Source organism: Phaeocystidibacter luteus (genome assembly GCF_008933115.1).
Taxonomy (GTDB): domain Bacteria; phylum Bacteroidota; class Bacteroidia; order Flavobacteriales; family Schleiferiaceae; genus Phaeocystidibacter; species Phaeocystidibacter luteus.
In genome coordinates, this window is record NZ_WBVO01000001.1 from 583949 (window position 1) to 598813 (window position 14865).

The 14865-nt window shown below is 47.3% G+C and carries 7 protein-coding genes; all 7 read left to right on the forward strand.

Annotated elements, in window-relative coordinates:
• Positions 1–34: 34 nt before the first annotated feature.
• Positions 35–1186 carry an efflux RND transporter periplasmic adaptor subunit gene (locus F8C67_RS02680; protein ID WP_151666245.1) on the forward strand — a complete coding sequence of 384 codons (1152 nt, stop codon included), beginning with the start codon at positions 35–37 and terminating at the stop codon, positions 1184–1186.
• Complete coding sequence (locus F8C67_RS02685) at positions 1183–4341, forward strand: efflux RND transporter permease subunit (RefSeq protein WP_151666246.1); 3159 nt, start codon at positions 1183–1185, stop codon at positions 4339–4341. The genes F8C67_RS02680 and F8C67_RS02685 overlap by 4 nt, the downstream gene beginning before the upstream one ends.
• A 5-nt stretch (positions 4342–4346) precedes the next feature.
• The gene (locus tag F8C67_RS02690) at positions 4347–5753 is read left to right on the forward strand and encodes an efflux transporter outer membrane subunit (RefSeq protein WP_170266331.1); all 1407 of its coding nucleotides are present in this window, start codon (positions 4347–4349) and stop codon (positions 5751–5753) included.
• Positions 5754–5768: 15 nt separating this feature from the next.
• Positions 5769–6536, forward strand: a complete 768-nt coding sequence (locus tag F8C67_RS02695) for a 3'-5' exonuclease (protein ID WP_151666248.1) — start codon at positions 5769–5771, stop codon at positions 6534–6536.
• 42 nt (positions 6537–6578) lie between these two features.
• Positions 6579–7193, forward strand: a complete 615-nt coding sequence (locus tag F8C67_RS02700; RefSeq protein WP_151666249.1) for a fumarylacetoacetate hydrolase family protein — start codon at positions 6579–6581, stop codon at positions 7191–7193.
• Positions 7194–7287: 94 nt separating this feature from the next.
• Positions 7288–12045 carry a T9SS type A sorting domain-containing protein gene (locus tag F8C67_RS02705; RefSeq protein WP_151666250.1) on the forward strand — a complete coding sequence of 1586 codons (4758 nt, stop codon included), beginning with the start codon at positions 7288–7290 and terminating at the stop codon, positions 12043–12045.
• Positions 12046–12212: 167 nt separating this feature from the next.
• On the forward strand, positions 12213–14807 hold the full coding sequence (gene clpB, locus F8C67_RS02710; protein WP_151666251.1) for an ATP-dependent chaperone ClpB: 2595 nt from the start codon (positions 12213–12215) through the stop codon (positions 14805–14807).
• Positions 14808–14865 lie beyond the last annotated feature (58 nt).

Genomic DNA, 14865 nt, shown 5'->3' on the forward strand with positions numbered 1-14865 from the left:
CGCCTTCCAGCGCACCTTTTTTTATGCCCTTATCATGACCAAACTTTCCTACTTGAGTGGCACTATTGCCGCCACGGCCATCTTGTTACTCACAGCCTGCAAGTCCGATGAACAGCAAGGTCCGCCACCAAAACCCGTTCCTGTAATCACCGTCTCGGAAGTTGACATTCCATTCGTTACCGAGTTTCCAGGTCAGGTCTACGGCATCAACGATATTCCTATTCGAGCCCGTGTGGAAGGCTTTCTTGAAGAGATTTCGTTTTCAGAAGGTACAGTAGTTCAAAAAGGGCAGCCACTCTACTCTATTGACCCACTTCCTTATCAAGCCCGACTCAACTCTGCGAAAAGTAGGCTCGCACAAGCAGAAGTTGAAGGCGTAAGGGCCAAAAACGATCTCGATAGAATTCGCCCACTTGCAGAGCGCAGTGCCGTGAGTAAGAGCGACCTCGATGCCGCCGTTGCGGGTTACGATGCCTCACAAGCTCAGATTCAAGCTGCTAAAGCAGAGGTTGACCTAGCTGAAATCGAATTGGGATATGCACAAATCTCTGCTCCAATCACCGGCATCATAGGAAAAACTCAAGCTCGCGTTGGCGAATACGTAGGACGCTCTCCAAATCCAGTTATTCTCAACACTGTAAGCGAAATCGATTCTTTCCGTGTTGAATTTTTTGTGCCCGAATCTCAATATTTGATTCTAGCACGTCGCCGCCAAGAAATTCAAAACTCGGGATATGAAGACCGAGTTACCTATAGCATCATTCTTTCGGACGGTGAAGCCCTCGACGTTCAAGGGCGATTTGATTTCCTTGATCGCGCCGTGGAGAGAACCACCGGCGCCATCCGTGCTCAAGTCATCTTCCCTAACAAAGACGAAATTGTTCGTCCAGGTCAGTTTGTACGTCTACGTGTGACCGAGCAGCGAATCAACAAAGTTGTAGCAATTCCTTCTCGCGCAGTTGCCGATCTTCAAGGTCAAAAGTTCGTATATGTAATTAATGATGAGGGACATAGCGAACGAAGGATTGTCGAGTTGGGTTCAGAATGGGACGATCTCGTAACTATTCGAAGCGGACTTGAGAAAGGCGAACGCATTATTCTCGAGGGAATCCAAGCCGCACAGCGCGGTGCTGCGCTTGTTCCAAAGGATACCACTTTCACATCCGTTAACGGCGTGGAGTTATGAGCGAGAAGAAAAAGCACCACTTTTTTGTCCAACGCCCCATTATGGCGATGGTCATTGCCATCGTGATGACGGTGGTCGGCGCCGTGAGTATTCTTGGCTTGCCGATTGAGCAATATCCAAACATCACCCCACCTATTGTACAGGTACGTGCCAATTACACTGGCGCCAACGCCGTAAGCATCGAGCAAAGTGTGGCCGCTCCCGTAGAAGAACAAGTGAATGGCGTTGACAACATGATTTACATGAAGTCCGTGAACTCCAATGATGGAACCATGGCGCTTGATGTAAGCTTTGACATCGGTACAGACCCAGATATGAACACGGTGTTCGTTCAGAACCGTGTGTCCTCAGCAACCGCCAAACTCCCAGAGGAGGTGAAGCGCCTTGGCGTTACGACTCAAAAGTCGATGCCCAACATCCTCATGCTTATTGGTCTCACGTCTTCGGATGCATCTATGGACCAAAACTTCTTGGGCAACTATGCGCTCATCAACATCAAAGATGAGCTTTCGCGTATCCGAGGTATTGGTCGAGTTGACGTACTGGGTGCGAGTAACTATTCCATGCGCATCTGGGTTCGTCCCGATAAGCTCGCCGCACTCGGCATTACTATACAGGAAATTCAATCTGCTATCAGAGCGCAGAACGTGATTGTACCAGGTGGTAAGTTCGGCGCTGAGCCAGCACCTCCCGGAACGGAGTTCACGTATACTGTGCGCTTACCTGACCGTCTTCAAACCGAAGAAGAATTCGGAGAAATCGTTGTTCGTACAAATGCAGATGGATCACAGGTTAAACTGAAACACATCTCGAGAATTGCACTCGAAGTAGAAAGCTACAATGCAGTTTCAAGACTAAATGGCGATGCCTGTGCAGCCATTGCGGTTTATCAGGCTCCTGGAACGAATGCAGTTGAACTTGCTGAAAAGGTGACCGAAGCTATGAACCGCATGTCGGCCAGCTTCCCTCCAGGCGTGTCTCATACCATCGCACTCGATTCAACTGCTCCAATTACCGCGGGTATTCAAGAGATTATCATCACGCTAATCGTAGCACTCATTCTCGTAGTACTCGTTGTATACCTGTTTATTCAGGATGCACGCGCCACGTTAATTCCAACCCTGGCGATTCCGGTTTCACTTATGGCCGCCTTCGCTTTCTTCCCGCTGCTTGGATTCTCCATAAACACACTGTCTTTGCTCGGACTTGTACTGGCGATTGGTATCGTGGTAGATGACGCAATTGTAGTAGTAGAAGCCGTTCAGGTGAATATGGGCAAAGGAATGGACCCGAAAGAGGCCACCTCTCAAGCGATGAAGGAAGTTACCGTTCCGGTCATTGCAACCACACTCGTGCTAGTCGCGGTATTCTTACCTGTTTCATTTATTGCTGGAATCACGGGTCAATTGTATCAACAGTTTGCCATAACCGTGGCTGTATCCACGGTCTTCTCTAGTATCAATGCACTTTCACTCTCCCCGGCCCTATGTTCCATCATTCTCAAAAAGCCAGAAGAACCGAAAGGACTGTTAGCTCCGTTCTTTAGAGGATTCAATAATTGGTTTGATAAGAGCACAGACGGATACACGAGCATCGCGAGTGCATTTACCAAAAAGTTCAAGCGCAGCTTGCTCTACACGGGCGTTGTGCTAGTTGCTGCGGTGATTCTAGGAGGACAAATTCCCGGTGGATTTATTCCAGAGGAAGATCAAGGATACATCTTCGTCAACCTTCAACTTCCAATGGCTTCATCGCTTCAAAGAACGGATGCCACGATGGCGGAAATTGAAGATGTTCTCGCCGAAATCCCTGCCGTTGAACACGTTACCGCTGTGAGTGGTTTTAGTATGTTGTCCGGTACCATGGCACCAAACTCAGGCTTTGTATTTGTAAAGCTGAAAGATTGGGGAGACCGACCGGTTACCGCGCTGCGCTTGTCGCGCGGACTTAACGGAAAATTATTCTTCGCTATTGATGACGGACAGGGATACGCCTTCGGCCCACCTCCCATTCCTGGCCTTGGTAATGGCAGTGGTTATTCCATCATGCTACAAGACCGATCAGGCAATACGCCAGAGTATCTAGGGGCGAATGTGAACAACTTCATCAAGGCCGCTATCGCTCGACCGGAGATTGAATCGGCCGTTTCGATGTATCAGGCCTCCGTTCCGCAGAAGAAAATCACCATTGATAGAGACAAGGTACTACAAGCGGGTGTGCGGCTTGAAGATGTTCAGAACACCTTTGCAGCCTTCTTAGGTGGTGCTTATGTGAACGACTTCAACAGGTTTGGTCGCCTCTACCGAACCTACGTGCAGGCGGAAGCCGAGTACCGACAAAACGCAGATGGGCTCAACCTCTTCTTCGTGAAGAATGCCACCGGTGAGGATGTGCCACTATCGGCGCTCGTCAAGGTGGGTGAAGTGTACGGCCCAGATTACACCAATCGTTTCAACCTCTTCCGGTCTGCAGAAGTTACAGGGCAGCCGGCTGAGGGATATTCTTCAGCACAAGCTATGGATGCGCTGATGGAGGTTGCGGACGAAGTGCTTCCACCTGACATGTCCACTTCTTGGAACGGGATGAGTTATCAAGAGGCAAAGGCCGCGGGATCTACTGCCGTAATCTTCGCCTTCTCACTCTTCTTCGTATTCCTCATTTTGAGTGCTCAATACGAATCGTGGAGCATGCCCTTGAGTATTTTGATGGGAACACCATTCGCGATTATGGGCGCCATGCTATTCCTTTATCTTGGAAGACTAATCACTGGCGCGTATGACTTTAATGTCTTCGCCCAAATCAGTCTGGTGATGCTCATCGCCATGGCAGCGAAAAATGCCATCCTGATTATTGAGTTTGCCAAAATCAAATTTGACGAAGGTCTGTCACTTATTGAAGCGGCTATCGAAGCGGCTCGACTTAGATTTAGACCAATCTTGATGACAGCGGCTTCCTTTATTCTCGGTATTCTGCCGTTGGTTATTGCAAGCGGGGCAGGCGCCGAAGCGAGAAAAGTGATGGGGCTAGCGCTCTTGGGAGGTATGGTTTTGGCCACGGCTTTGGGAGTCCTCTTCTATCCTGCGTTCTTTGTGCTCATCGGCAAAGCGTTCAAATACGAGCAAAAGCGTGATCAACAAAAAGCCAAGGAAGCATGAGAAACATGAAAAACATACTCCTTCTGCTTTTGACGCTGGTGATTGTCCAATGCAAGGTTGGTCCGGATTATGAGCAACCCGAAATGGATGTTCCGGTAGACTGGCAAGTCGTTGACCAAAGCTTTACAATAGACTCCACGGCCGTTCCTCGCGAATGGTGGACCTACTTCAACGATCCAGTTCTGGACAGCCTGATTCGCCTTTCACTCGTGAACAATAGAAGTGCTCTCATCGCAGCTGAACGCGTAGAACGGGCACGAAATGTACTGGGAATTCAGAAGGCAGAACTACTGCCAAAATTTAATTATTTCGGTCAGGCTACACGTGGCAATTTCGCAAACGGACAAGTTCTCGGCAATGAAATAACGGTGTTGTCTACAGGAGCAAGTATGAGTTGGGAACTCGACTTTTGGGGAAAATACCGTCGCTTGAACGAGTCGGCTCGTGCCCAAATGATGTCCGACATATTCGCCCAGCGCGCACTTCAAATCTCATTGATTTACGAGGTATCCGCAACCTACTTCCAATTGTTAGAGTACCGCAAGAGGCTTGAAATTGCAAAGAGTACAACGCAATTGCGCGATAGCACTTTAGATTTGATTACGGATAGATTTGAGGGTGGCATCATTCCCGAAATTGATGTGAATCAGGCTCAAATTCAATATGCAATTAGTGCGAGCTCCATTCCTCTATACAAGCGTTTGAGTCAGCAAACTGAACAGGTACTATCCGTTTTGGTGGGTGTTCCACCGCAGGAGATTCCATCGGGCTTACCGCTAAAAGACCAGAACTTCGAACAAGAGGTACACATTGCAATCCCTAGTGAAATGCTCCGCTACAGACCTGATGTGTTGCAGGCGGAACAAGACCTCATCTCGGCCAATGCGATTATTGGTGTTCGCGTGGCAGAATTGTTTCCGAGCATTTCCCTCACAGGTACGCTGGCAGCAGCTGGAGACCCTACAACCTTTGGCTCGGGTGCAGCATGGAACCTTGGTGCCGGATTGGCAGGGCCATTATTCTACTGGCAACAGAATTTGCGTCGTGTGGATGTTGCAGAAAATGACACCAAAATCGCGCTCCTTAATTACGAACAAACTGTACTAGACGCCATCCGAGAGGTCGAAAAATCGTTAGTAGACATTCAAACATTAAGGGAAGAAGTCGTTGCCCGACAGCTTCACGTAGACGCCGCGCAGGCCGCTCAAGATCTATCCTACATGCGATACGACCAAGGAGTGACAAGTTACTTGGAATACCTTGAAACCCAGAGACAACTCTTTGAGGCTCAAAACTTCTTGGCAACCACTCAAGCTCAATTACTCAGTGCGTATCTCGACCTGTATCGCGCCGCTGGAGGGGGCTGGATAGATGAAGATGAGAAGAACGAAGCTGCAAATCAAGAAGAATAATTACCACACACATTTATGGAGTTAAAACTCAACAGACCCATCTGCTTTTTTGATTTAGAAACAACGGGAACTAACGTTGTAAAGGATAGGATTGTAGAGATTTCCATTCTGAAGATTTATCCGAATGGTGAAAGGGAGAGCAGGACTTGGCTTGTTAATCCGGAAATGAAGATTCCTGCAGAAAGTGCAGAAATACATGGCATTACGGATGAAAAGGTGAATGACTCCCCGACCTTCAAAGAGCTGGCCCATCGTGTTCACGATATGATCAAGGACAGTGACTTGGCAGGATACAACTCCAACAAGTTTGATATTCCGTTGCTGGCTGAAGAATTCTTGAGAAGCGACATTGACTTCGAGATGCAGAAGCGTGTTGCGGTGGACGTGCAGAACATTTTTCACCGGATGGAGCAGCGCACATTGAGTGCGGCATACAAATTCTATTGTGGGAAAAGCTTAGAGAACGCGCACAGTGCGGAGGCCGACGTGACGGCTACTTACGAAGTACTAAAGTCGCAACTCGACAAATATGAAGAGTTAGAGAACGACATGAATTGGTTGAGCGAATTCTCTAACCGACAGAAGGTTGCAGACTTTGCTGGATTCATTGCATTTGATGAAAACAACAAGGAAAAATTCACTTTTGGAAAATATAAAGGTCAGCTTGTTGACGATGTACTCGATAGAGATCCGGGATACTTTGGATGGATATTGAACTCTGACTTCCCGCTATACACCAAGAAAATCCTCACGAACATAAAGCTTCGCAGAATGAGTAAGTGAGCGTGAATCGCTATATTCCCGCCGCAAAACTGACGTTGCTTTATGAAGATACTGTGTATTGGCCGGAATTACGCCGATCATGCCGCTGAGCTTAAGAATGAAGTCCCTAAAGAACCGGTAGTATTTGGCAAACCCGACTCTGCCATACTACAGAAAGGTCGTGACTTCTACCTCCCCGACTTCAGTCAAGACGTCCACCACGAACTCGAAGTTGTTATTAAAATGAGCAAAATGGGTAAGCATGTCGCTCCCAAGTTTGCACATAAGTACTTTACTCAAGTTACGGTTGGAATAGACTTTACGGCTAGAGATTTACAATCCGAATTGAAATCCAAAGGACTGCCTTGGGAGAAGGCCAAAGGCTTTGATGGAAGCGCGGTAATAGGGGAATTCTTTGAATTAGAAGAGCTCGGTGGAGATATACAGAATCTGAATATTCGACTGGAAGTCAATGGGGTTACACGTCAAGAAGGAAATACCAGTCAAATGATTTTCCCGGTTGATGTCCTCATTTCTCATCTTTCGACGTACTACACGTGGAGACATGGAGATCTCCTATTTACTGGCACTCCTGCTGGAGTCGGTAAGGTTGAAACAGGTGATATCCTTTCGGGATATATCAACGACAAAAAGGCCTTTGAGGTCGCCGTTAAATAATCTGTTATTAACTGTCGATAAAAGCAATGTGTCAGACTAAATGAGATGACTATATTTGTTAGCTGTGGTGTACACTCGCATTAAATCGCTTAGTATGAAAAAATGGTTACCCCTCCTGGGGCTGCTGCTGTTAGGAACAACTTCGCACGCTCAGTTCGTAACACTCTTTCAGGAAAACTTTGACTCTACCACTGTAACAACTACGACCGAGACGGAAGACAACCTTTCGGGAGCAGTGACTACAGGTGGCTGGAGTTTGAATTCAACTCTTCAGGTTTCGTCGCCGAACAGCATGAAGGGACAGAGAACTGTAAACAAGACAAAGTACTTGTATACGGCTGTGTTCTCTACTGCAAACTTGACGAACGCTCGTCTTGAATTCGATCAAATATGTAAGTTGAACTTCCTTCAACAAGGTCGTGTAGAATACACGGTTGATGGAGGTACTACTTGGACGCTCCTTCCAGGCTCTGCCTACCTTGGGAACAGTCCGGGTTATCCTTCAACGTTGTATTTTAACGGAGCTTCTTACGCAAACCCTGGCGCTCAGCCATATTGGGATCCGTTCAACAACACCACACCTACCAACAACTGGTGGGCGCACGAAATCTTCGACCTTACCAACATCATGGTGAGCACGGGTACACCTTACACCCAGTGTCAGATCCGTTGGTCACTCGTAGATGTGAACCCGAATGCCACAAGCTACAACGGTTGGTATGTTGACAACATTGAAATTATCGGTTCTACCTGCGAATTGCAGCCACCGGTTCTAGACTGGACGACCACTGGCTCTCGCCAGCCTATTGGTCCAAGATACCAAGCTAACCAAGAGATTGAAGTGAACGTTAGCGACGCCGGTGCTGGTGTTGACAGCGTATTGCTTACATACAGAATCAATGGTTCAGCTGACACCACAGTACTTATGACAGGTGCATCTAACTGCCCTGCTGCTTCTCAGTACACCTACACAATCATGGGTCTGACCGTAGGCGATACGGTTGAATGGAAATTGTACGCGGAGGATTGCGCTTGTCCGAACACGGCGATTTTCCCTGATCAAGCCGCTGCTAACCCATATGCTAAGTTTTGGATTGATCCAGCTCCACCGTTGAAGTGTGGTACTACGACTTCTAACAGCTTCCCATATATCGTTGCTAACTTTCCTTTCACAGAAAGCTTTGAAAACCCAGCGCTTTGGGCTCCGGGTTCTGGTACAGGTTCAACCGGATCTGCACACAGAGGTACTTGGCCAACCGGACCACCTCCAGGTGGACGTAACTGGCAGGTTTCTCCTACTCCAAACCTAGCGCAATACGCTTGGAGTGTACGTTCAGGTTCAACTGGTACTGCCAACACAGGTCCTGATGGCGATGGTACAACGGGGTCTGGTAACTACCTATACACAGAGGCCTCTTCTCCAAAAGCAGGTGGTGCAGCAGTGGGTATTACTTCCGTAGTTACCCCTTGTTTCGACCTTCCACCTAACTCATGCTCTGTACTTGAGTTCAAGTACCACATGTACGGATCTGACCTCAATGTAGGTCTGCGTGGTGTACTTCGTGTTGACGTGGATACATCAACCGGAATGAACACTCAACAATACGTAAATGCTGTAGGCATCCTAGTAGGTCAGCAAAACGCTAGCTCTACTAGCCCTTGGCAAACAGCCATCATTCCACTTGAACAGTTCGCTGGTCAGACAATCAACTTCCGTTTCCTCGGTGTAAACCGTTCTTCTGGCGACAAGCAGGATATCGCAATTGATGACATCAGCGTTTACGAACCAGATCCGATTGATTTCGAAATGATGACGTTCGGAGAGCCTACTAATGGCCTCTGTTCATACTCAAATGCTGAAGATGTAGAGATTACGCTACGCTCTAGAGGTTGTCTAGAAGAGGACAGCATTCCTATCGGATTTAGCGTAAGCCTTAACGGTGGTACTCCGGTTATTCACAATGATGTGATTACGGATACCATGGCATTGGGTGACATCCTTACTCATATCTATACACCAAAGGCTGACCTTAGTGGGTACGGCAACTTTGAAATCTACGCTTGGGTTAACGTTCCAGGTGACGTTGACGGAACCAACGATACTATTGGACCACTCTTCATCGAGCACGTTCAACCAATCAACACTTTCCCTTATACGATCGACTTCGATGGTGGTGGATGGCAGTACGGTGGAGGTACAATTTCCAACCCTGGTACCTATGGTAACCCAGATTGGTTAGTTCTCCCTCCTACTACAAGCGCGAACCTTGCCTTTGTTGTTGGAAATCAGGTGACTGAAGACTTCAACACAGGTCCTAGATACGACATGTCGGGTGACGGGAATTACCTCTACACCGATGTTAGAACTCCAGGTACGCACTTTGCGCGCTACGAGCTTGATCGTTGTATCGATATGACGAACATGACGAACCCAAGCTTCTCATTCTGGTACCATATGTATGGTGCTAACGTGAACTTCCTCAAGGTTCAATATCAGCTCGATGGAAGCACGCAGTGGTTCGACGCACCGGGTGGTGTGGTGAACGGTACACAGCAAACGGATGAGAATGATGATTGGAGATTCCATCAAGTTGACCTTACCACATTTGCAGGTGGTCTCGTGCGCTTGAGATTCATTGTACAATCTACCGGTACAGGCAGTCAGACCGACGTTGCAATTGACAACGTACTCCTTTGGGATGAAGATGGCCAAACCGATGTAGGTGCCTCAATCATTTCATCTCCAGGATACCAGGCTGTAAACTTAGCCGCTGCGACTAAGCCTGATCTCAAAGTGAAGGTTACAAACTTTGGAGAGTCTCCAGTGAGTAACGTACCAGTTACAGTAATTGTAACTGACCTTTGTGACCCGAGCAAGACGAACACTGTGAACCTCACGGTTCCTGGTCCACTTGCAGCACACTCAGTAACCGAAGTAACTATGCCTCAACCGACCTACTATTTCGGTGGGTTTGATATGTTGGCGTACACTTCAATGACGGGTGATGCCAACTCATTCAACGATACTTCATATCGTCACGGTGTAGGATTCCGCCCTATTCCGATTCCATACAGCGACAATTTCGATAGCTGTACATACAACACTAAAGGTTGGTTCTCTCAAGGCGGTCTATTCGCTTGGGAACACGGAACGCCACAGAAAGGTAGCTGGAACAGCGCTTACTCTGGTGCTAACTCTTGGAACCTAGCCAATGAATTCGACTACCAGAACCAAACGGAAGTACTTCGTGTACCGCCATTGGTTGAGTTCGATACGGTTGTAGGAGCCATCCTTCGTATGCGTCACCGTTACAACTTCTCAAGTGGAGATGCTGGTCGAATGGAGTACTTCTTCCTCGGTCAGTGGAACGTATTCGGATTCTCATCTACTCAAGTAGGTTTGAACTGGTACGGTGACGGTTCAGTTCCATCATTTGGTGGTGGAGAGGCATGGACTGGCTCTCAGCCTTGGACACTTGCTGAATTCCCATTGAGCATCTGGAACTTCCGCAGCAACCCACTCTACTTGCGTTACATCATGAAGAATGATGCGAACACGAACGGTGGTACGGGTTGGAGTATCGATGACTTTGATGTAATCGTTCCTCCTCAGAACTCGGTAAGTCCGATTTGGGCAGATACGAAAGAGTATCTGGTAGTTCCTAATCAGCCTGCAACGATTGTAACACGTATCAAGAACACGGGTGAGAAAGTTCTACAAGGATGTCTTGTGCGCTTCAACATCAATAATTTAGGATGGTCGCAGTGGGATACTGTACCTCAAGCGAACTGGTTCAAAGGTCGCGTGGTGAACCACGAGTTCAGTTTCCAAACTCCGGCAATGGCTCCTGGCGTGTATACCATCGAAGTAGAAACTTCACGTCCAGTGTCCGACTACGATAGCCTACCTAAAGCAGATAACCGTCCTGCAGATGACTTGTACTCTTTCCAAGTAACTGTTCTAGACGAGGTTGTACCTACAGCTGACTCTTCTTCTTACTGTAACGATTTTGAAGACCCTAGCAAGACACCACTTGTTGCGCTACACTCCTTCAACAAACAGCTAGATCAAGAGTGGGAAGAAGGAAACCCTACGAATCCGAACTTGCCTGGCGCATACTCTGGTTCAAACGCTTGGTCAACCGATCTAGATTCGAACTACAACTTCCTGACAGAAAGCTCGTTGCATACGCCATTCTTCGTTCTTACACCAGACACGACGTACAAGTTTAGCTTCTGGCACCAAATGAACGGCGAACAGTACCACGATGGTGGTGGCATTGAATTCAGTTTCAATGGAGGTATTACATGGTATGCCCTAGGTAGTGTGAATCCTAACGGAACCTGGTACAATACGAACCACGTTACATCGCTAGACAGATTGAACGGCGGTTGGTCTGGACAGTTCTCATGGATTCGCTCAGAAGCAACATTCCAGGTTGACACTCCTGGAACAGTAGTATTCCGTTGGAGATTCGCTGCTGACTACACCATTCAGGGTGCTGGTTGGACAATCGATGACTTCTGTTTCAATACAACTACTGACGCTCCTTCAACAGGTCCAATCAGTATTGATGAAAACGATGCTCCAGTATTTACGGATGTTAGCCTCTACCCTAACCCAGCTGACAATTACACCTTCGTTGATGTAATTACCTCAATTGGCGGTGAAGCTAAAATCAGTGTGAACAACCTCGTTGGACAAACGCTCTATGAAAGCACGGAGCAGTTCAGCATGGGTAAGAACACATTGGACATTGATACAGAACAATACACCAGTGGTGTATACATCTTGACCATCGATATGAACGGTGTTCAATCGAATGTCAAGTTTATCGTAACTCACGAATAAGAGTTTCCATTTTCAACACTAAAGGGCGCCAAATTGGCGCCCTTTTTTATTTTCATATGCCTATAAGACACTCAACAACAGTGGGCTAAGACAAAAAGTCGGATTATTGAACCAATTCTTCAATTGGAACTTGAATTGATGTGCACTCCGTACAATTCAGTACACAAATGAAACTAGATAAATTCACAATTAAGTCTCAGGAGGCCATCCAAGCTGCACAAGCTCTAGCGACGGATAAAGGTCATCAGAGTATCACAGATCTACACCTCTTTGAAGGTATTCACGAGGTTGACGAACAAGTACTCCCCTTCCTATTCAAGAAGATGGGCGTATCTATTGATCCCATTGTTCAGGCCGTGCGCGCTCAATTGGAAGGAATTCCCCGCGTAGAAGGAGGTCAACTCTACCTTTCCCGCGAAGCCAATGAAATCATTCAAAAGGCACAAAAGCACGCTCAGAAGAACGGAGATGACTTCGTATCAATTGAGCACCTATTCTCTGGAATTGTCGCCACTTCCAGCCAGGTTTCTCGAATGCTAAAGGATGCGGGTATCACCGAAAAGAACCTCGATAAATCCATTGAGGAATTGCGCAAGGGCGATAAAGCTACAACTGCTTCCGCAGAGAACAGTTACAACGCAATGGGCAAGTATGCACTGAATCTTAACGAACTCGCGGATTCAGGCAAACTAGATCCGGTTATTGGGCGAGATGAGGAAATCAGAAGAGTTCTTCAGATTCTCTCGCGCCGAACCAAAAACAATCCAATTCTTGTTGGTGAACCAGGCGTAGGTAAAACTGCCATCGCGGAGGGTCTCGCTCACAGAATCGTAAGTGGGGATGTCCCTGAGAATCTAAAATCGAAAGTTCTACACTCGCTTGACATGGCTTCGCTCATTGCTGGAGCAAAGTATAAAGGTGAATTTGAGGAGAGACTTAAAGCCGTAGTGAAAGAAGTTTCACAAAGCGATGGCGAAATCGTCCTCTTCATAGATGAAATCCACACCCTAGTTGGTGCCGGAGGCGGCGAAGGTGCCATGGACGCGGCCAACATACTAAAGCCAGCCTTGGCGAGAGGAGAGCTGCGAGCCATAGGTGCAACCACGCTCAATGAGTATCAGAAATACTTCGAAAAAGACAAGGCTTTAGAAAGACGATTCCAGAAGGTTATGGTTGAAGAGCCAGATACAGAAAGCTCTATCTCCATTCTTCGTGGAATTAAAGACAAATACGAAACTCACCACAAGGTGAGAATAAAGGACGAAGCCATTATTTCTGCTGTCGAGCTATCTCAGCGATATATTACAGATCGGTTCTTGCCCGATAAAGCCATTGACCTTATCGATGAATCGGCTTCGAAACTTCGCATGGAAATCAACTCCAAGCCAGAGGAAATCGATGTTCTCGATCGAAAAATAATGCAACTTGAAATTGAGCAAGAGGCCATAAAACGCGAGGATGACAAGAAGAAACTTGCCGTCATCAAAGAAGAGCTGGCCAACCTGCGTGAAGAGCGCAACGCACTTGCTGCCAAATGGGAAGGCGAAGTTGAAATCGTAGAGCGAATACAGAAAGCAAAGGAGGATATCGAGAAGTTCAAGCTTGCGGCTGAGCAGGCCGAACGTGCTGGCGACTACGGCAAAGTGGCCGAAATCCGATACGGAAGGATTCAAGAAGCGGAGAAAACGCTGAAAGAAAGTGAAACCGAACTCGAGGCTCGTTCCACTCAGGATACTCTGATTAAAGAAGAGGTGACTTCCGAAGATATTGCCGAAGTAGTCTCCAAATGGACCGGCATTCCCGTGAGCAAAATGCTAGAAAGCGAACGCTCCAAACTTCTTCGTCTCGAGGATGAACTTCACAAGAGCGTTGTGGGGCAAGATGAGGCAATTCAAGCCGTATCAGACGCCATTCGGAGAAGCAGAGCGGGCTTGGGTGATGACAAGCGTCCAATCGGTTCTTTCATTTTTACAGGTCCGACTGGAATTGGCAAAACAGAGCTTGCAAAAACGCTCGCCTCCTTCCTATTCGATGATGAAAATTCTCTCGAAAGGATTGACATGAGCGAATATCAAGAACGCCATGCCGTAAGTCGACTCATCGGCGCGCCTCCAGGATACGTGGGCTACGACGAAGGTGGTCAGCTTACCGAAGCCGTTCGCAGGAGGCCGTACAGCGTGATTTTGCTGGATGAAATAGAAAAGGCGCATCCTGACGTTTTCAACATTCTATTGCAAGTGCTAGATGATGGCCGTCTTACCGACAACAAGGGCCGCACGGTCAATTTTAAGAATACGATCATCATCATGACATCCAACCTTGGCTCACAGTTGATACAAGAGCGGATTGCGAACTACCAATCTGAGAATTCGGAAGAAGTGATGCTGAGTTTAAAAGCCGAGATTCTGGACCTCCTAAAAGGACATATGCGTCCAGAGTTCCTGAACAGAGTGGATGAAATCGTGACGTTTACTCCACTTAATGAAAACGAAATCGAGGGTATTGTCAAAATTCAATTGGACGGACTAAAGCGAATGCTTGCAAAGAAGGATGTTACACTTGACTTTTCAGCGGAGGCCATTCAACATATTGCCAGAATTGGGTTCGATCCGCAGTTTGGTGCGCGTCCGGTTAAACGAGTGATTCAACGAGAAGTGCTCAATCCATTGTCAAAAAGCATCATTTCACAAGAAATCACAAATGATAGCGTAATCTTAGTGGATGAATTTGAAGGAAATATCGTTTTCCGAAACATTGACTAACAGTCGGTTACAGACGTTATTAACAATGTAAGTGTGTGTGACTTCTACATACGAGGCT

Bases quoted from the DNA above. Each gene is read 5' to 3' on its own strand.
- clpB (WP_151666251.1), top strand. From the start codon at position 12,213: ATGAAACTAGATAAATTCACAATTAAGTCTCAGGAGGCCATCCAAGCT.
- F8C67_RS02690 (WP_170266331.1), top strand. From the start codon at position 4,347: ATGAAAAACATACTCCTTCTGCTTTTGACGCTGGTGATTGTCCAATGC.
- F8C67_RS02695 (WP_151666248.1), top strand. From the start codon at position 5,769: ATGGAGTTAAAACTCAACAGACCCATCTGCTTTTTTGATTTAGAAACA.
- F8C67_RS02705 (WP_151666250.1), top strand. From the start codon at position 7,288: ATGAAAAAATGGTTACCCCTCCTGGGGCTGCTGCTGTTAGGAACAACT.
- F8C67_RS02700 (WP_151666249.1), top strand. From the start codon at position 6,579: ATGAAGATACTGTGTATTGGCCGGAATTACGCCGATCATGCCGCTGAG.
- F8C67_RS02680 (WP_151666245.1), top strand. From the start codon at position 35: ATGACCAAACTTTCCTACTTGAGTGGCACTATTGCCGCCACGGCCATC.
- F8C67_RS02685 (WP_151666246.1), top strand. From the start codon at position 1,183: ATGAGCGAGAAGAAAAAGCACCACTTTTTTGTCCAACGCCCCATTATG.